The sequence below is a fragment of the Sphingobium sp. BS19 genome (genome assembly GCF_027925545.1).
Lineage (GTDB): Bacteria > Pseudomonadota > Alphaproteobacteria > Sphingomonadales > Sphingomonadaceae > Sphingobium.
The window spans coordinates 54,210-71,495 of the sequence record NZ_BSEF01000016.1; the positions used below are offsets into that span (position 1 = coordinate 54,210).

Consider the following 17,286-nt stretch of genomic DNA (forward strand, 5'->3'; position numbering starts at 1 on the left):
TCCGTGAACCGGACCCTCCAATAGGCATCCGGACACTAATCAACTTCCATTATAGTACGCGAAGCTGGCTTAACAGTTCCTGCATGTCAGCCGGTATTCGGCTTTCGAACGATAAAGCATTGCTACTGAGCGGGTGGATAAACCCCAGCGTTCTAGCGTGCAATGCCTGACGTTTGAAACCTAGCGTTTCCAGTATCGATTTGAAATGTTTTTTTGATTTACTGTAAACGGGATCGCCGATCAGTGGATGCCCCAGATGCGCCATATGTACGCGAACCTGGTGCGTTCTGCCGGTTTCTAGCTTGCATTCTACAAGCGATGCCTCGCGCAATGGTTCCAATGTCCGGTAATGGGTAACGGCGTGTTTGCCGCGTCCTTCAGGCTGCACCGCCATCTTCTTGCGGTCGCCATCCGATCGGCCGATCCACTGCGACACGGTGCCGGCAGGGGGGATCAAGCGCCCGGCAACGATCGCTGCGTAGAGGCGTTCGATGCTGTGATCCTTGAACTGTCGCGACAGCCCTTCATGCGCCTTGTCGGTTTTCGCGGCCACAAGAAGACCGGACGTGTCTTTATCGATGCGATGCACAATGCCAGGTCGGGCAACGCCACCGATTCCCGAAAGCTGCCCTGCGCAATGGTGGAGCAGGGCATTCACCAGAGTTCCGTCGGCATTGCCCGCAGCCGGATGGACGACCATTCCTGCAGGCTTGTCGACAACGATGAGATCCGCGTCTTCATAGACCACGTTCAAGGCGATATTCTGGGCCTGGGCCGCAGATTCGGTGGGGGCGGGCACGGCTATTGAAAATGTCTGGCCGAAAGCGACTTTCAGAGCCGGATCGGATACGCGCTGTCCTGCAGAGCCAACAACGCATCCTTCCAAAATCAACGCTTTTACCCGCTCACGCGAAAGGTCCGGCAAGAGCATGGCAAGCGCCTTGTCCAGCCTTGTCCCGGCGCATTCCGCCGAGATCTTAGCGTATAATGTGGAAACCCCCGATGGCATCGGATAAGGATGTGGTGATGGCCGTCAAATTATCAAGGTCGCTTTATGACCGGATCATATGCCTGGCGCGCGCCGAACCGGAGCACGAGGTTTGCGGTCTGCTGCTCGGCAACCTCACGCACATTACGGACATACGCCCTGCTCCGAACGTAGCGGAGGATGCTTCCGTCCGGTTCGAAATCGACCCGGCCATATTGTTGGCGACGCATCGCGAAGCCCGCGCGAATCGTACCCCGGTCGTCGGACACTACCACTCACATCCCAACGGCAGCAGCGCTCCGTCAGTGGCAGATGGTGCCGATGCGGGTGCGGACGGACTACTCTGGCTAATAGTGGGCCACGATGATGCACGGCTTTGGCGGGCTGTGGGACAAGGGCTCCATAATTGCTTTCAGACGGAGGATTTGATCCTATTACCCGGCTAAACGGTCGTCTTTGGCCGCATCGTGGCTTGCATCGCAGGCTGCCTCCCGGCAAGAGGGCCCATCTGTTGCCTATACGCAGGCCCGTTTCTCGATCCGCCCGGAAGCCTTAGCATGACCGATCTGCCGAACGACCAAAGCCTTGAATTTGCTGCGCTGCTATGTTCGCGATTGTGCCATGATTTGCTCAGCCCCGTCGGTGCGCTGAACAACGGCCTGGAATTAATGGCCGACGAGACCGACCCGGAAATGCGTCAGCGTTGCCTGGAATTATTGGGCGACAGTGCGCGAACGTCGGCCAATAAGCTAAAATTCTTCCGCCTGGCCTTCGGATCTGCCGGGGGTTACGGAGACAGCGTCCCTGCCAGCGAAGCACAAACCGCCATCGAGGGGATGTTTGCAGCGACGGGTCGGGTAAAGCTCGGCTGGATGGTTTCGGAGGACAGTCTGCCGAAACTACCCGCCAAGATACTGCTTAACCTCGCCCTGATCGCGGGCGACGCACTGGTGCGGGGTGGCCAACTGGATATCGGCGCGGAACAACGTGCCGGCATCACGGAAATTGTTGTCCGTGCAGAAGGCCCGAAAGTCATTCTGGATCCTGAATTGCGCGCGGCTCTGGGCGGCTCGCTTGGGAGCGAAGGGCTCTCTGCACGTACGGCGGCGGCATGGATGGTAAGAACGCTCGTAGAGCGGGCCGGAGGCGACGTCATGCTGTCCCAGCCCGGTGATCCGGTACTCCTTTTCGGGGTAAGTTTACCGATGGCAGTTCCGGTTTCCTGACAACACTTTAACGCTGATTTAACTACATTTCTCCAATGATGTGCCCAAGTGGATGCATCGGACGGGGTAGATGGACGAATTACTCGGCGAGTTTATTTCGGAAACGCAGGAAACGCTGGAAGCGTTGGCCGGGGTCGTTGTCGAGTGGGAAGCCGATCCGTCGGATCGCGATCGCCTCGATTCCATATTTCGGTTCTTTCACACCGTGAAGGGAAGCTGCGGGTTCCTGAACCTGCCGCGTTTCGAACGCCTTAGTCACGCGGCCGAAGACGTGCTTTCGGAGATACGTTCCGGCCGCAGCGTCCCTGACCCGGCCACCGTCAATGCTGTGCTTGCAGTAATGGATCGCATCGGTGAGCTGGCAGAAGCGGTGGCCTCCGGCGTTTCTTTGCCATCCGAGAATGACGACCTGCTCATTGCAGCGTTGCGGCAGGATAGTGCGGTGGCGGGAAAGACCGTTCCCACCGTGGGAAGCCCTGCACCGCCACTGCAAAAAAGTGGATCTTCAATCAACTCCCTACGCACGATCCGCTTGCCGCTTACGCTGATCGATCAATTGATGAATGGCGTGTCCGACATGGTGCTGGCGCGCAATGAGCTTTCCCGCAAGTTGCGTGACCATATATCCGATCCCGACATCGACAGCGCATTCGAGCGACTGTCCACCTGCGTTGCCGACATGAGGGACGCAATTTCCAAGACACGTATGCAACGAGTCGATCGTCTGTTTGCTGCTGTTCCTCGGATGGTGCGCGATTTGGGTCGGGAACTGGGTAAGCGCATCGACCTCGACCTGGAGGGCGGCGATGTCGAAATGGATCGCGAAATGGTCGAGATGGTGCTCGATCCGCTTACGCATATCGTTCGAAACAGCATCGATCATGGCATTGAGACGCCCGTTCAGCGAGCTGCATCTGGAAAGCCGGAGCATGGGACGCTTCGTCTGGTGGCGCGTCAATCGGGCAATCAGATCGTCATTGAGATAAGCGACGACGGCAAAGGTATCGATACCGATGCGCTCGTTCGCAAGGCGGTGCAGAATGGCACGGTGACGCCAGACACGGCAGCGCGCATGACCGAGCAGGAAAAACTCGACCTTATATTCCTGCCCGGGTTGTCCACGGCCAAGTCGGTGACGGCTGTTTCCGGGCGTGGCGTCGGGATGGATGTGGTCCGTGCCAATGTCGAGCGGATCGGCGGCGTCATTGCACTTGAGAACCAGCCGGGCCGGGGTTTGAAGATCACTCTGCGTGTCCCTTTGACCCTTACTATCATCCCCGGCCTGATCGTGACTGCTGGCGGACAGCAATTTGCTATTCCGCGCTCTGCGATTGTCGAAATTCTCCATGAAAACAATGCAACATTGTCGATCGCCCGGATCGGAGGGGCGTGTATCGCAACCATTCGTAACACGCGGCATTCGATGATCGATCTTGAAGATGTGCTTGGCCTGCCTCGCCATTATCAGGCTGGCCCCCGCACGGTTATGGTCGTTCGTTCAACGTCTGGTGTCCCGTTCGCAATGGGCGTGGCGAGTGTGGACAATCACGAAGAATTGGTAATTCGGCCTGCCTCTCCGCTCATCATGGCGACAGGTATGTATGCCGGGATGACACTGCCGGATAACGGCCAACCCATGCTGCTGCTCGATGCCGGGGGGTTGGCGAATACCGCCAATCTCTCCAATGTCGACGAAGATAGGGGGAATCAGGCCGTCGATCTGGGCAAGCCCGAAGCCCGTCCTATCGAAATGCTCAGCACCCTGCGGTTCGAGGAACTGACGGGTGAGGAGCGGCTGGTGCGGCTCTCGTTAGTCGAGCGGGTAGAGGATATAGATACTGGATTGTTCGGCCTGTCCGGCGGAAAGGCATTTGTGCACGTCGACGGGCGCTTGCTGCGGGTTGCGAACGGACATCACACATTCGACCAGCCAACGGTAACGGCTCTTCGCCTGCGCGATGGCGACCGGGAAGTGTGCTACCCTGTTGCTCGCGTCACCGATATTGTGCAGGTGCCGTCTACTCCGGACATGGCCCTGTCGGAAGGCTTGATAAGCGGGGTCGTGCTTATCGACGATGCCCATCTGGAAATTCTTGACCCTTTCACTCTGTTTGCTGGCGTTCCCGACGAACCGGTCGCGCCGATCGATGTCCCGCGGTGCATTCTTGCTGAAAGTGACGATGTTTGGGCGAAGGAGATCCTGTCGCCGCTGTTAAAACAAGCAGGATATGATGTGCTGATTGGAATGCCAGAGGGCCATGCTCTTCGGCCAGACGATGTTATCCTGTGTGTGAACGCGGATACTGCCAAGGCTCTGTCTACGGATCGGCCCATCGTTCAACTTCGATCGGCAACGAAACCGCACAGCAATGAAGATCGCAGCATCTACCGCTATGATCGTAACGCAGTGATGGCAGCGATCGATTCCGCTCGGCGTGGGGGCGTGGCATGATGAACCAGCTTTATCTTTTCGCCTGTGTCGCCGGCACTCCAATTGCGGTGCGGACCGAGGAAATAGAGGCAGTCGTCAAACTGACGGATATATCGCCCGTGCCCGGCATGCCGCCTCACATCGCGGGCTTGTCAGCGCTTCGCAGCCGCGTGCTGACGATGATCGACGTCGCTGCGCTGATCAGGGGCGTTCCAACCCCCCACGAGCAACGCGAACTGGCAATTATCGCTGACATCAGCAGTCATAGCTACGGCCTGATCGTCGAGGGCATCAGTGACATTTGCACCGTATCCGAAGGCCCGTTGCCGCTGCGTGGACGTCTTTCGCCAGCATGGATGCCGTTTGCCCAAGCGATTGTGGAAAACGAAGGAGAGCCGCATCTACTGGTATCGTTAGCAAGCTTCATCGATCCCGCGCTCACCCTGGCGGCATAACTGCGAAAGATATGAAGTCGTTTACGATTCTCTCAGTTTTCAACGCTACCCCTCTGTTTACGCATTGAAATGCCATAAAAAGGTCTGGCTCCATGAAGAAATGCCTCGTCGTAGATGACTCAAAGGTTATCCGTAAAGTTGCGCGCCATATACTGGAGTCGCTCGACATCAACGTAACGGAAGCATGCGACGGTCGGGATGCCCTTACCCAGTGCGAAGCATCCATCCCTGACGTGGTTTTGCTGGACTGGAACATGCCGGTCATGTCCGGCATGGAATTCCTCCAGGAACTCTCCAGAACCAAGATGGCGGCGCGGCCCAAGGTGATTTTCTGCACAACCGAAAACGGACTTGGCCATATCAAGGCGGCGGTTGAAGCAGGCGCAGACGAATATGTCATGAAGCCATTCGATCGCGACACGTTGGAAAGCAAGCTGCAGATCGTCGGCATTATCTAACTTGCCTTTGTCGCATTGCTTGTTGCCGCAGTCTTAAGGTTCTCACCCATGTCCTCAGATATCACGGCGATTGCACGGACCAGTAAGGAAGGTTCGCCATACCGCGTTCTGATCGTGGACGACTCTGTGGTCGCTCGAACGGTTCTGGAGCGCATCTTGGCGGCTCATGGCGGCTTTGTCGTAACCCAAAAAACCAGCAACGCCCAACAAGCGCTGGATGCTCTTTCCCGCGAGCCGGTCGATCTTGTTTTGCTGGATGTAGAGATGCCAGGGCAGAGCGGGATCGTTGCTCTTCCTGCTATTCTAAAGGCCGGGCGAGGAGCGAAAGTCATCATATTGTCGGCAATTTGCGAAGAGGGCAGCGCTAAAGCGGTCGAAGCTCTTGCGCTTGGCGCGAGCGATATCCTTTCAAAGCCCGATCACGGATCTTTTGGCGATCAGTTCGCTCGTGCATTGCTCGGGCGGATCGTTCGGATCGTAGGATCGGAACACGAAGACACTCCCGCTTCGATACGTCTACGGGCTGATAACGGGCACAGCAACATTTCCTGTTTGGGCGTAGGCGCGTCTACCGGAGGCATACACGCTCTGGGCCAATTGTTCGCCGGGATGACCGCGCCGCTGGGTGTTCCGATCCTGATCACGCAGCATCTGCCGCCAACGTTCATTCCTTACTTCGCGAAACAACTGGCACGCATGACGAACCTGCCTGTGAAGGTCGCAGAGGATGGCGAGGTGTTGACCCCCGACAAGGTATATATCGCGCCGGGTGAGGCCAACCTGGGATGTCGTCGCAATTGGAATGGACAAATCATCGTCGCGCTTTCCGCCGACCGGACGCCGTTAAGTGCGCTCCCAGCGGTCGATCCTATGTTTATGGCAATGGCGCGATGCTATGGTTCTACGGCCACTGGCGTGGTCCTGACGGGTATGGGGAGGGACGGGACGGTCGGTGCCGGTCATATCGTCGACGCCGGCGGGATGATAATCGCGCAGGACGAACCCACCAGCGTTGTCTGGGGCATGCCCGGATCCGTAGCGCGCGCGGGGTTGGCCACCGCTTTGCTACCGCCGGAGAAAATTATGGCGTTTGTTGCACAGCATTCGATGGTCATGGCGTGAGCGACGCTGCCCCCTGCACCACCTTCACGGGCGCAATGCGCGTTCTTGCGGGCCTGCTCGAATCGCGCACCGGGCAGATCTTGTCTGAAAACCGCATCTGGAGGATCGAAACTGCACTAAAGCCGATACTGCGAGCTAATGGCCTGACCGATCTGGAAGCACTTGTCTCTCGGTTGCTATCGGGGATCGAGCGGCAACTGAGCGACGATGTCGTCAATGCGTTGCTGAACAACGAAAGCAGCTTTTTTCGCGACTTGCAGACTTTCGAGATGATCTCCCGTGAACTGCTGCCCCATATTCAGGCCACTCGTCCGGACAAGGTTTTACGTGTTTGGTGCGCAGGATGCTCGACTGGGCAGGAAGCTTACTCGCTGGCAATTCAGTTTCAGAAGAATGCGGAGTTATGGCGCGGATGGCGTATCAGCATATTGGCCACCGATATTTCGACCGCTGCAATCGCGCGGGCGCAATCGGGTATTTTCTCGCAGATCGATGTGCAGCGCGGACTTGCGATCACCGACCTTCTTGCCTGTTTTGAGCCGGTCGGTGACGATTGGAAGATCAACGAAGACTTACGTCGCATGGTCGATTTCCGCACCGATAACCTTCTAGAGCCCAAAGTACCGGGGGGGCATTATGATCTGATCCTGTGCCGTAATGTGCTTTTGTACTTCTCGCTGGAAATGCGGCGCAAGGTTTTTGATCGACTGGCGCAGTATAGTCGCCCCGGTGGCTATCTCATGCTTGGTGCGGGCGAGACCGTCATTGGCCAGACCGATGATTTCCTGTCCAGCCGCGAATTTCGGGGAAGTTATGAACGCCGTGGCGGCCTTGGCGAGGTGGCTGAACATACTATTCGCCGCGCGCGTTGAATTAGCCTGTCTTACGGAAGCATTTGAGTTAGGGAGAGCGTATGCCTCCTGCTCAAAATCCCGTTTCTCCTCGCAACTTTGGAGCGCGTGACTGGGCCATTATTGTTGCGATGAACGTGGCGTGGGGGCTGAACGTCATCGCGGTCAAGTTCGCCATTGAGATGACATCGCCCTTGACTGCGGCCTTCCTTCGTCAAGCTTTGGTGGCGTTGGTTTGTATCCCATTTCTCCGGTGGGTGCCTGGCAGGATGCGGCTTGTCGGGCTATACGCTGTACTGACCGGCGCGCTTTTCTACATCCCGATCAACGTGGCATTGGCGATTTCGGATAATGTGGGCGCGTTGGTCATTGCGAGCCAATTGGGTGCCCCCTTTGCCGTGGTGCTGTCCGTCATTTTCCTCAAGGAGCAGATACGGCTCCCTCGCATCGTCGGGCTGATCCTCGCGTTTTCCGGTGTTTTGATCGTGGGCTTCGATCCCGCAGTCTTGCATGAGTTGCTTGGCCTTACGCTGATGGCGCTGTCTGCGCTTATGTGGGCGATCAGTTCGCTATTGACGCGCCACATGCGCGATATACGCATCACAACGCTGTTCGCCTGGCTTGGACTTGCAGGCGCCGGGATATTGGGGCCGCTGGCTATGCTATTGGAACCACTGGCAATGGCTAATTTGGCGTCGCTTCCAATCGCTGGATTGGGCTGGATAGCATTCTCAGCAATCGGATCGACACTGATCGGTCATGGCGGACTGTCTTGGCTTGTCCAGAGGCATCCAATTGGCGCCGTAATGCCATATACCTTGATTGCGCCTTTGCTCTCGATCATTGTATCGTCTGTGATATTCGACACGCCGATCACAGGGATGATGATGTTGGGAGGAGTGTTCGTGCTGATAGGTGTAGCGATTCTAACGATCCGTACCGCTAAACGTGGCCAGATAATCGAGGTATCGGCGTGATTGATACCAGCATGATCGACACCCCATCGCCTAACTTCGATGAGCGTAGCGCACCGATATCATTGTTAGTATTGCATTATACAGGCATGCCGGACGCCGCGAGCGCCATCAACTGGCTCGCTAACCCAGAATCCAAAGTGTCCGCGCATTATGTCGTCACGGAAGATGGCAAGATCATCCGAATGGTGGCCGAGGATAAACGGGCGTGGCACGCTGGGAAGTCGCACTGGCGGGGCGTGTCGGACATTAATTCGGCGAGCATCGGCATAGAAATTGTCAATCCGGGCCATGAATGGGGCTATCGACCTTTCCCCGATACGCAGATGCAGGCTCTGGTACCGCTCGTAAACGATATCGTGCAGCGCTATCGGATTACCCGAGGCAATGTCGTCGGCCATAGCGATATTGCCCCTGCGCGAAAGCAAGACCCGGGCGAGCTGTTTCCCTGGCACACACTCGCGCGTCTGCGGCTCGCCTTGCCGAGACCGACTAAGAATTTGATGGACCCGCACTGGACCGACAGCGGGTTTATGCTCGCACTCGAACGCTTTGGCTATGATATCACCGATCAGACGGCGGCGGTTGTTGCGTTTCAGCGACGTTTTCGGCCCGAACTGATCGACGGGATCGTGGATGGCGAATGTCGGGCCATCCTTTTGGCGCTGTTGCTCCCCAAGCCAAGAGGGGATGACTGACACAAAAAACCGCGCTAGGGGCATAGCGGCCAGGGGGCCGGGCGACCGCGGCGTAGGAATACGGCGAGGAAAGTCCGGGCTCCACGAAAAGACGGTGCCAGCTAACGGCTGGCGAGGGTAACCTCAGGGACAGTGCAACAGAGAGCAGGTCGCTAAGACTTCGGTCCAGTGACAGTGAAAGGGTGCGGTAAGAGCGCACCGCGTCCCCGGCAACGGGCGACGGCATGGTAAACCCCACCGGGAGCAAGACCGAATAGGGGCGGCGCGGCGAGCAATCGCCAAGGCATTTTTCGGCCTGGACCGCCCGGGTTGGTTGCTTGAGGCCATGAGCGATCATGGCCCTAGAGGAATGGTCGCCCAGTCATCGCAGGATGATGGACAGAACCCGGCTTACAGGCCCCCTGGCACTTCCTACGAGTTTCTTTTGCGCACTTCCTTTCTTTGAGGTGCCGCAGCGGCTACGTTGGCGCGATGTCCAGAGCAAAACGATCGAACGACTGGGGTTTCCCCCGATGGCGCAGCTATGGTGCGGCATCGGAAGCGCAGCAGGTGCGCATGTGCGATCGCCACGGGTGCGACCGCCCCGGCAATTGCCCCGCACCCAAGTCTCCCAACAGCCCCGAGCGCTGGTATTTCTGTTCCGAACATGCGGGCGAATACAACCGCAACTGGGACTATTTTCAAGGACTGGATGCGGAAGAGCGTGCATCACGCGAGCAAGCCGAACAGCGTGACGCCGGCGGGTTTCAGGGTAGTGCTTTCTACGGCTGGGGCGGCCCTGGGGATGGTACGCGGTCGCGGGACGAGATGCGGGCGCTCGCGGTGCTGGAACTGGAAACCGACGCCGATTTTGAGGCCGTGCGCAAAAGCTGGCGCTGTCTGGCCAAGGTCAACCATCCCGATGTCCGCCCCGGCGACAAAGATGCGGCCGAGCGGTTTCAGGCCATTCAGGCGGCATATGATGTTCTGCGCGTCGCGGAGGAGCGCAGAACGTGGAAACCCACTGGGTCTTCGGCTGGGGACCGCGCGTGAAAGCCAGTGTGCGGTCCAACTGGAAAACCGCCATTCTAGTGTGTCGCAAATGCTCGAAGAAAGTCGATGGTGGCTTTGGACCCAAGGGCAATCAACCTCTCGGCAAGGCGCTCAAGAAGCATCTGTCGCTCAAAAAAGGACGAAAAGGCGACGCCGGTATATTGGACGTCGGTTGCCTTGGCATTTGTCCCAAGGGCGCTGTGACGGTTGTGAACGGTGCAGCCAGCCGAGACTGGCTGCTCGTTAAGCCAGGTACGGATCTTGACGCTCTTGCCGCAGAATTGGGTTTGGTCGAGACCAGAGCATGATCGTCACCTCACCCCTTACGGCGTGACATGAAAGCCAGTCTTTCGAACATCATCACATCCTGCTCATTCTTCAACAATGCGCCGTGCAAGGGGGGAATAGCCTTGCTGCTATCCTGCGACTGAAGCGTATCGAGCGGCAAATCTTCAGCCATAAGCAGTTTGAGCCAATCCAGCAGTTCGGATGTCGAAGGCTTCTTTTTCAAACCCGGCACGTCGCGAATATCGTAGAAGATATCCATCGCGCGGTTCACCAGGATTTTCTGAATGCCGGGGAAGTGAACGTCGATGATCGACTGCATCGTCTCGCGATCGGGAAACTTGATGTAGTGGAAAAAACAGCGGCGCAGGAATGCGTCGGGCAGTTCCTTCTCGTTGTTTGACGTGATGATGACCACTGGGCGTTCCTGCGCCGCAATCGTCTCCCCTGTTTCATAGACATGGAACGCCATCCGGTCGAGTTCCTGCAACAGATCGTTTGGAAATTCGATGTCCGCCTTGTCGATTTCGTCGATTAGCAGAACGGGCAGGGTGGGGGACGTGAAAGCCTCCCACAATTTGCCTTTGCGGATATAGTTGGAAATATCGTGGACGCGCTCGTCGCCCAATTGTCCGTCGCGAAGACGCGCAACTGCGTCATATTCGTATAGGCCCTGGTGCGCCTTCGTCGTGGATTTCACGTTCCACTCGATCAGCGGCGCGCCGAGGGCCGTCGCGATTTCCTGCGCCAATACCGTTTTGCCGGTGCCCGGTTCGCCTTTGACAAGAAGTGGACGGCGAAGGAGAATCGCAGCGTTAACGGCAACCTTCAGGTCAGCCGTAGCCACATAATCGGGAGTGCCTTCAAAACGCATGATCTGTCCGTCCTCCATTGCAACGCATTTGGACTAGGGGCGGAGGCAGCAGCATGCAAGCCTCGCAGGGCTTGCCTCATGCAATTAGCTTTGCTGGCGAATGCTCGCGCGGGCCTGAAGCAAATCCCACAGTCCGCGGTGCTGGCCAAGCAACTGGCGGGCACCGAAGTGCAAGGCACGGGTAATATTTTCATCCGTACCGAGAGCCTTGGCAACCGCGAGGGTCGCAGAGGATGTCGGGATAAGCGAGGGGGGTGGTTCGATGCCGACGCGAAGCGCCGCCACTTCCAGAACTTTACGAACAGCGCGCCAGTCCAGCACGAGTGCGATGGCAGCGCCCATGGCGCAGCCTCGGCGATCCGATTGCGCGAGCATGTCGAGGGCATGACGTTGTTGCAGGACAGTCGCGTCGCATTGATCCTGCCCCGACGTGCTCGGCAGTGGACCGACAGCAACGGTCACCTGCGTCAGAAATGCGCGTTCCGCAGCGAAAGCATCGGAAGCCTGGAGCAACCATGACCGAGCGGCGTTATCCACCGTGCGTGACGCTGCATGATCGATTACGCCAGGGTGCCTGCCATGCAGCATGCACAGATAGTGCGCGGCATCCGCCAGATTGGCGATCGATGCCGCCAGTCGGCTCGCGCTTGCCGGATGAGCATAGACATGTGCGCCCGTGCCGTCTGCGGCAACAAGCGCGGCGATTACGTTGCCGACATCGCCCTCTGAACTGCGCGGAACCGCTGTGCCCATTACTAACCCCAAATTCGCCGGGTCGGACGGGGCGGCAAACAAATAGCCGCCTGCCGACCGGCAATTACCTGCCTAGACTTACGCAGAGGGGGGTAAAGACCAAGTTAAACGGTGTAAAAGAACAGCAATATTTTCAAGCCGGTTTACTGGTCGAGGAAACTGCGCATTTTGCGGCTGCGGGAAGGGTGCTTGAGCTTGCGCAACGCCTTTGCTTCGATCTGGCGAATACGTTCGCGCGTCACGCTGAACTGCTGACCGACTTCTTCCAGCGTATGGTCGGTGTTCATACCGATCCCAAAGCGCATACGTAGCACGCGTTCCTCACGCGGCGTGAGCGATGCCAGAACGCGCGTTACGGTTTCCTTCAAATTCGCCTGAATGGCGGCATCGACGGGGATGATCGCGTTTTTGTCTTCAATAAAGTCGCCCAGATGGCTGTCTTCCTCGTCACCGATTGGGGTTTCGAGAGAGATCGGCTCCTTGGCGATTTTCATCACCTTGCGGACCTTTTCGAGCGGCATCGACAGACGCTCGGCCATTTCTTCCGGCGTTGGTTCGCGGCCCTGCTCGTGAAGGAACTGGCGGCTGGTGCGGACCAGCTTGTTGATCGTTTCGATCATGTGGACAGGGATACGGATCGTCCGTGCCTGATCGGCAATCGACCGGGTGATCGCCTGACGGATCCACCATGTTGCATAGGTCGAGAATTTATAGCCGCGACGATATTCGAACTTATCGACTGCCTTCATCAAGCCGATATTGCCTTCCTGAATGAGATCCAGGAACTGCAGGCCGCGATTGGTATATTTCTTGGCGATCGAAATCACGAGGCGCAGATTGGCCTCGACCATTTCCTTCTTGGCGATACGCGCTTCACGTTCGCCCTTTTGCACCATGTTGACGATGCGGCGGAATTCGCTGAGCGCCATGCCGGTCGCCTGAGCGATTTCGCCGACTTCATTGCGAATGCGATCGACCGCCGCGCCTTCGTTGGTGACGAAAGCCGTCCATTTCTTATCGAGATTGGCAACGCTGGCCATCCAGCCCTCGTCGAGCTCATGGTTGATATAGCGGTCCAGGAAATCCTTGCGCGGCACTTTATGACGCTCGGCCAGACGCAGCATCTGACCGCCCAGCGCGGTCAGGCGGCGGTTATAGGCGTAGAGCTGATCGACCAGATATTCGATCTTCTGCTGATGGAACTGCACGCTCTCGACCTGCGCGGTCAGGTCTTCACGCAGTTGCTGATACTTCGCTTCGTGCTTGGCCGAATAGGCATCGCCGTTGGCCATCGCATTCAGACGCGATTCCTGCGCCTTCGAGAAGGCCCGGAAGATATCGGTGATGGTCGCAAACTTCTCCAGCGCGATAGGCTTGAGCTGCTCTTCCATCTGCGCGAGGCTGAGCGTGTTGTCTTCCTCATCGTCTTCCTCGACGCGCGGCGCGCGGCGTTCGGTCATCGAATCTTCATCTTCGTCCGCATCGGCGGAGGCCTCTTCAGGCTCTTCCTCTTCCTTAAACGAAGGGCCGGCGGTCTTGGCGCTGATTTCGCCGTCGTCGTCCTCTGCGCCTTCTTCCAAGCTCTCCGGCGCTGGGTCTTTCGACAGCATCGCGTCCAGATCGAGAATTTCGCGAAGCTGCATTTCGCCGTTGTTCAGCGCGGTCGACCATTCGATAATGGCGTTGAACGTGGTCGGGCTTTCACAGAGGCCAAGGATCATGGTGTCGCGACCGGCTTCGATCCGCTTGGCGATGGCAATTTCGCCTTCGCGGCTGAGCAGTTCGACTGCGCCCATTTCGCGCAGATACATGCGAACGGGATCGTCGGTACGATCGACCGTTTCCTTCTTCTTTTCCGCTACGGGGCGAGAGCCTTCGTCCTCGCTGTCATCGGCTTCATCGTCGGCGGCATCGTCTTCACGCTGCTTTTCTTCGTCGCCGTCCTCGGACGCTTCTTCGTTTTCGACGATGTTGACGCCCATGTCGTTGAGCGCGGACATCACGTCCTCGATCTGCTCGGAGGACATCTGGTCCTGCGGCAAAGCGTTGTTCAGTTCGTCATAGGTGATGTAGCCGCGCTTCTTGGCACGCGAGAGCAGCTTTTTTACGGATGCTTCGTTGAGGTCGAGCAGCGGTGCATCGCCGGTATCGGTATCTTCGGTGGTAGTGCCTTTATTAGCCTTGCTCGCCATGTACTCGCCTTAACCCCGTGGTTCGCAGAGGAACCGCTAAACTGTGTCTTCGGGCTGCATCAGATCCGCCAGCCGTTGCTCATGGTCCGCTTTCAATTCGCGAAGTTTCTGCTGATGCAGATAACTTGCTTCATCCAGCGTTTCGCCCATGGCACGGGTGGCATCAGCCAATGCCGCATCAATCTCCGGTCCTGCCGCGATTACTCGAATGGCCTCATCGAGATCGCGTCGAGCGCGAATCTCATCGGCCTTCTTTCGGGTAAAAGTGAACGTAAGCGCGTCGGCCCGGAGCAGCCCTTTCGCCCTATTATACAATTCACCTGTCCCCAATATGGTAAGGAGGCCATCTGTTTCAACACTTTCTTCGCGTAATGCGCCCGACAACAGCTTTTCCATAAGCTTAGCCAAGGTCGAATCGCCGATTCGCAGTGTCGAGAGTTCTTCCTGATGCTCTTTTATCCGGTCAGGATAGCGTAACAGTCCGGCAATGACCCCGCACAGAAGCATTCCCTCGGTCCCGCTGGCGCGAATCGCGCGCGTCTCGCTGATGGGCGGAGCGATGGGTGGCTTCCACTGGCCTTTGCGATCCATCGCGCCGCGCTGCGGGCGGGGAGCGTTAGGCGTGAAAGCGCGCCGGGCGAAAAAGAGGGCGTCGTGCCGCTCGCGGAAAATCTGGGCGTAATGCGCGCGCACGTCGCCGTGCGTCATCGCTTCTGTATATTCCGCCAGCTTCTGCTTAAGCGCGGCACGTTGTTCAGGAGTATCCAGCGGACCCGACGCAATGGCGTGATTCCACAGGCGGTCCACCAACGGTTCGGCATCCCCTAGCACGGTTTCGAATGCCGCAGCGCCCGAAGCACGAACCAGATCGTCAGGATCTTGCCCCTGCGGCAAGGTCGCGAACGCCAGGCTGTGGCCAGGGCGCAGAAGGGGCAGGGCGCGCATGGCGGCGCGAATAGCTGCCTTCTGACCTGCCGCGTCGCCATCGAAGCATAGCACCGGCACTTCGACCATTTTCCACAGCCGCTCGATCTGATGCTCGGTCAAAGCGGTGCCCAGCGGCGCGACGCATTCGGCAAACCCGGTCTGCGCCAGTGCGATTACATCCATATAGCCTTCGACCACGATCACGCGGCCCGACTGGCGCGAAGCAGGAGAAGCGCGATCGAGATTGTAGAGCGTGCGGCCCTTGTCGAACAATGGCGTGTCGGGGGAGTTGAGATATTTGGGTTCGCCCGCGCCCAATATGCGCCCGCCAAAAGCGATCACCCGACCGCGCGGATCGCGGATTGGGATCATCAAGCGGCCACGAAACCGATCATAGCTGTCGCGTTTGGCGTCGCCCGTCGCTTCCGGGTCAATCAACAGCCCTGCTTCGATCAGGCGCGGCTCGCCATGCGTTTTGAGCGCCTCTTTCAACCGCCCGCGCGTGTCGGGCGAGTAGCCGAAGCCGAACGCCTTGATCGTATCGGCGCGCATTCCCCGCGTCTTGAGATAGTCCCGCGCGAAATTGCCGTCGGCACCGCCCATTTGCGCGACGAACCAGTCCTGTGCAGCCTGCATTACGTCATGTAGGGTCTGCGCCTTTTCGGCCCGTTTGGCTGCCTGCGGATCGGCGGCAGGGACGTCCATCCCCGCCGTCGCGGCCAGTTCCTTCACGGCGTCCATAAAGGGCAGGCCGCGTTGCTCCGTCATCCAGCGGATCGCATCCCCATGCGCGCCGCAACCGAAGCAGTGGTAGAAACCCTTTTCGTCGTTGATCGTGAAGCTGGGCGTTTTCTCATTATGGAACGGGCAGCAGGCCTTATACTCGCGCCCGGCCTTTTGCACCTTGATGCTTTTGCCGATGAGCGTCGAAAGCGTCGTGCGAGCGCGCAGTTCGTCCAGCCATTGCGGGGTGAGGATCATGGATTGCCACCGGGGGGATTTCCGTCACCCCCTCCGTTCGTCCCGAGCGAAGTCGAGGGGCGCTCGCGCGGCGGTCGACTGAAATGCGACAAGGCTGCCCAATCCTCACGGATCAAAGCCTCCTTCTTAGCCCGTGGCCACGGCTTGATGCGCCGCTCCGATTCTAGCGCTTCGATCCGTGTGGCGAAAGGCTGATTCCACATCAAAGTTATAGGACGTCGCTTACTGGTAAAGGCGCAAAAGCCGCCTGCTTGGTGTTCCCCAATGCGGCGTTCCAGATCATCGGTATGGCCGGTGTAATAGCGCCCATCCGCGCATTTGAGGATGTAGACCCAGAATGCCATCTCGGGAGTATGCGCCAACCTTAATGAGTGTCTAGGGTGTGTGCGAAGTCCCTCGACTTCGCTCGGGACGAACGGAGAGCGGGGGCGCCAAGCGGGAGGGGAGTTTAGATCAGCTCAACGCTGCCTTCACCAGCCCGCTGGCTTTGCTCATGTCGATCACCGTGCCGTGGCGTTCCTTCAGGACGGCCATCACCTTACCCATATCCTTGGGCGTCGTCGCGCCGACTTCTGCCTTGATGCCTTCGATGGCGGCGCGGGTTTCCTCTTCGCTCATTTGCGCAGGCAGGAAGCTTTCGATGACGCTCAGTTCAGCCTGCTCCTTCGCAGCCAACTCATCGCGGCCGCCATCGGTGAACATGGTGATCGATTCGCGGCGCTGCTTCGCCATCTTCTGCAGCACGTCCACGACGATGGCATCGTCCTCCGGCACCTGCGTAGCGGTGCGCAGTTCGATGTCGCGGTCCTTCAATTTCGCGGAAATCAGCCGCACGGCGGCAAGGCGTTCCTTGTCTCCGGCTTTCATCGCTTCGATCTGGGCGGCTTTTATGGCGTCACGAATCATCGGAAAAATAGTTCCTGTCTGGCGGAAACAAACAGCTATAACGAGAAAAGAGATTTTTAACAGGAGTTGACCGAACGGCCCCACCGGCATAGGTGACCGGCCGTTTAACCCGCCGCAGACGGGCCCCTATCAA

18 protein-coding genes and 1 other RNA gene are annotated in these 17,286 nt (G+C 58.1%); 12 read left to right on the plus strand and 7 right to left on the minus strand.

The features are described 5' to 3' along the window. Positions 1-49: 49 nt before the first annotated feature. Positions 50-1,009 (minus strand): RluA family pseudouridine synthase, encoded by a 960-nt coding sequence (locus tag QMG56_RS17340; RefSeq protein WP_281823657.1) that lies wholly within the window; start codon positions 1,007-1,009, stop codon positions 50-52. Between QMG56_RS17340 and QMG56_RS17345 the strand changes: the two genes are divergently transcribed. The 12 genes from QMG56_RS17345 (at position 1,003) to QMG56_RS17400 (ending at position 10,543) form a co-directional block, all read left to right on the plus strand. Beyond that, on the plus strand, positions 1,003-1,434 hold the full coding sequence (locus tag QMG56_RS17345; RefSeq protein WP_281823659.1) for a M67 family metallopeptidase: 432 nt from the start codon (positions 1,003-1,005) through the stop codon (positions 1,432-1,434). The two genes, QMG56_RS17340 and QMG56_RS17345, sit on opposite strands and share 7 nt — an antisense overlap. Positions 1,435-1,545: 111 nt before the next feature. Further along, positions 1,546-2,214: a histidine phosphotransferase family protein gene (locus QMG56_RS17350; protein ID WP_281823661.1), complete on the plus strand. Its 669-nt coding sequence runs from the start codon at positions 1,546-1,548 to the stop codon at positions 2,212-2,214. 70 nt (positions 2,215-2,284) lie between these two features. Then, positions 2,285-4,666 carry a chemotaxis protein CheA gene (locus QMG56_RS17355; protein WP_281823663.1) on the plus strand — a complete coding sequence of 794 codons (2,382 nt, stop codon included), beginning with the start codon at positions 2,285-2,287 and terminating at the stop codon, positions 4,664-4,666. Further along, entirely contained in the window at positions 4,666-5,100 is a 435-nt protein-coding gene (locus QMG56_RS17360) for a chemotaxis protein CheW (protein ID WP_281823739.1), read from the plus strand. Before QMG56_RS17355 ends, QMG56_RS17360 begins: the two co-directional genes overlap by 1 nt. 92 nt (positions 5,101-5,192) lie before the next feature. Beyond that, entirely contained in the window at positions 5,193-5,558 is a 366-nt protein-coding gene (locus tag QMG56_RS17365) for a response regulator (protein WP_230187589.1), read from the plus strand. A gap of 48 nt (positions 5,559-5,606) precedes the next feature. After that, positions 5,607-6,680 (plus strand): chemotaxis protein CheB, encoded by a 1,074-nt coding sequence (locus QMG56_RS17370; RefSeq protein ID WP_281823665.1) that lies wholly within the window; start codon positions 5,607-5,609, stop codon positions 6,678-6,680. A 35-nt stretch (positions 6,681-6,715) separates the two neighbouring features. Continuing rightward, positions 6,716-7,552, plus strand: a complete 837-nt coding sequence (locus tag QMG56_RS17375; RefSeq protein ID WP_230187779.1) for a protein-glutamate O-methyltransferase CheR — start codon at positions 6,716-6,718, stop codon at positions 7,550-7,552. 41 nt (positions 7,553-7,593) lie between these two features. Beyond that, positions 7,594-8,508: a DMT family transporter gene (locus tag QMG56_RS17380; RefSeq protein ID WP_281823667.1), complete on the plus strand. Its 915-nt coding sequence runs from the start codon at positions 7,594-7,596 to the stop codon at positions 8,506-8,508. Continuing rightward, on the plus strand, positions 8,505-9,203 hold the full coding sequence (locus tag QMG56_RS17385) for an N-acetylmuramoyl-L-alanine amidase (RefSeq protein WP_281823669.1): 699 nt from the start codon (positions 8,505-8,507) through the stop codon (positions 9,201-9,203). The genes QMG56_RS17380 and QMG56_RS17385 overlap by 4 nt, the downstream gene beginning before the upstream one ends. Before the next feature lie 29 nt (positions 9,204-9,232). Continuing rightward, positions 9,233-9,612, plus strand: an RNA gene (rnpB, locus tag QMG56_RS17390) — RNase P RNA component class A. 62 nt (positions 9,613-9,674) lie between these two features. Beyond that, on the plus strand, positions 9,675-10,235 hold the full coding sequence (locus QMG56_RS17395) for a J domain-containing protein (protein ID WP_281823671.1): 561 nt from the start codon (positions 9,675-9,677) through the stop codon (positions 10,233-10,235). Further along, positions 10,232-10,543 carry a (2Fe-2S) ferredoxin domain-containing protein gene (locus tag QMG56_RS17400; protein WP_281823742.1) on the plus strand — a complete coding sequence of 104 codons (312 nt, stop codon included), beginning with the start codon at positions 10,232-10,234 and terminating at the stop codon, positions 10,541-10,543. The genes QMG56_RS17395 and QMG56_RS17400 overlap by 4 nt, the downstream gene beginning before the upstream one ends. 8 nt (positions 10,544-10,551) lie before the next feature. Here QMG56_RS17400 and QMG56_RS17405 read toward each other — a convergent pair whose 3' ends face one another. The 6 genes from QMG56_RS17405 to QMG56_RS17430 all read right to left on the minus strand — a co-directional run bounded on the left by QMG56_RS17405 (position 10,552) and on the right by QMG56_RS17430 (position 17,153). Next, positions 10,552-11,394 carry a MoxR family ATPase gene (locus QMG56_RS17405; protein ID WP_230187595.1) on the minus strand — a complete coding sequence of 281 codons (843 nt, stop codon included), beginning with the start codon at positions 11,392-11,394 and terminating at the stop codon, positions 10,552-10,554. Positions 11,395-11,478: 84 nt separating this feature from the next. Then, complete coding sequence (locus tag QMG56_RS17410; protein WP_230187596.1) at positions 11,479-12,147, minus strand: DUF6975 family protein; 669 nt, start codon at positions 12,145-12,147, stop codon at positions 11,479-11,481. A 143-nt stretch (positions 12,148-12,290) separates the two neighbouring features. Then, positions 12,291-14,339, minus strand: a complete 2,049-nt coding sequence (rpoD, locus tag QMG56_RS17415; RefSeq protein ID WP_281823674.1) for an RNA polymerase sigma factor RpoD — start codon at positions 14,337-14,339, stop codon at positions 12,291-12,293. A 36-nt stretch (positions 14,340-14,375) separates the two neighbouring features. Next, entirely contained in the window at positions 14,376-16,247 is a 1,872-nt protein-coding gene (dnaG, locus tag QMG56_RS17420; RefSeq protein ID WP_281823676.1) for a DNA primase, read from the minus strand. Next, positions 16,244-16,591 carry a GIY-YIG nuclease family protein gene (locus tag QMG56_RS17425; RefSeq protein WP_281823678.1) on the minus strand — a complete coding sequence of 116 codons (348 nt, stop codon included), beginning with the start codon at positions 16,589-16,591 and terminating at the stop codon, positions 16,244-16,246. The genes dnaG and QMG56_RS17425 overlap by 4 nt, the downstream gene beginning before the upstream one ends. 109 nt (positions 16,592-16,700) lie before the next feature. Continuing rightward, complete coding sequence (locus QMG56_RS17430; protein ID WP_230187599.1) at positions 16,701-17,153, minus strand: GatB/YqeY domain-containing protein; 453 nt, start codon at positions 17,151-17,153, stop codon at positions 16,701-16,703. Positions 17,154-17,286: the final 133 nt, after the last annotated feature.

What these genes read in the sequence shown, in the direction of transcription:
- QMG56_RS17370 (WP_281823665.1), top strand. Translation starts at nt 5,607, where the DNA reads ATGTCCTCAGATATCACGGCGATTGCACGGACCAGTAAGGAAGGTTCG.
- QMG56_RS17395 (WP_281823671.1), top strand. Translation starts at nt 9,675, where the DNA reads ATGTCCAGAGCAAAACGATCGAACGACTGGGGTTTCCCCCGATGGCGC.
- QMG56_RS17360 (WP_281823739.1), top strand. Translation starts at nt 4,666, where the DNA reads ATGAACCAGCTTTATCTTTTCGCCTGTGTCGCCGGCACTCCAATTGCG.
- QMG56_RS17405 (WP_230187595.1), bottom strand. Translation starts at nt 11,394, where the DNA reads ATGCGTTTTGAAGGCACTCCCGATTATGTGGCTACGGCTGACCTGAAG.
- dnaG (WP_281823676.1), bottom strand. Translation starts at nt 16,247, where the DNA reads ATGATCCTCACCCCGCAATGGCTGGACGAACTGCGCGCTCGCACGACG.
- QMG56_RS17365 (WP_230187589.1), top strand. Translation starts at nt 5,193, where the DNA reads ATGAAGAAATGCCTCGTCGTAGATGACTCAAAGGTTATCCGTAAAGTT.
- QMG56_RS17350 (WP_281823661.1), top strand. Translation starts at nt 1,546, where the DNA reads ATGACCGATCTGCCGAACGACCAAAGCCTTGAATTTGCTGCGCTGCTA.
- QMG56_RS17410 (WP_230187596.1), bottom strand. Translation starts at nt 12,147, where the DNA reads ATGGGCACAGCGGTTCCGCGCAGTTCAGAGGGCGATGTCGGCAACGTA.
- QMG56_RS17345 (WP_281823659.1), top strand. Translation starts at nt 1,003, where the DNA reads ATGGCATCGGATAAGGATGTGGTGATGGCCGTCAAATTATCAAGGTCG.
- QMG56_RS17430 (WP_230187599.1), bottom strand. Translation starts at nt 17,153, where the DNA reads ATGATTCGTGACGCCATAAAAGCCGCCCAGATCGAAGCGATGAAAGCC.
- QMG56_RS17380 (WP_281823667.1), top strand. Translation starts at nt 7,594, where the DNA reads ATGCCTCCTGCTCAAAATCCCGTTTCTCCTCGCAACTTTGGAGCGCGT.
- rpoD (WP_281823674.1), bottom strand. Translation starts at nt 14,339, where the DNA reads ATGGCGAGCAAGGCTAATAAAGGCACTACCACCGAAGATACCGATACC.
- QMG56_RS17425 (WP_281823678.1), bottom strand. Translation starts at nt 16,591, where the DNA reads ATGGCATTCTGGGTCTACATCCTCAAATGCGCGGATGGGCGCTATTAC.
- QMG56_RS17340 (WP_281823657.1), bottom strand. Translation starts at nt 1,009, where the DNA reads ATGCCATCGGGGGTTTCCACATTATACGCTAAGATCTCGGCGGAATGC.
- QMG56_RS17355 (WP_281823663.1), top strand. Translation starts at nt 2,285, where the DNA reads ATGGACGAATTACTCGGCGAGTTTATTTCGGAAACGCAGGAAACGCTG.
- QMG56_RS17375 (WP_230187779.1), top strand. Translation starts at nt 6,716, where the DNA reads ATGCGCGTTCTTGCGGGCCTGCTCGAATCGCGCACCGGGCAGATCTTG.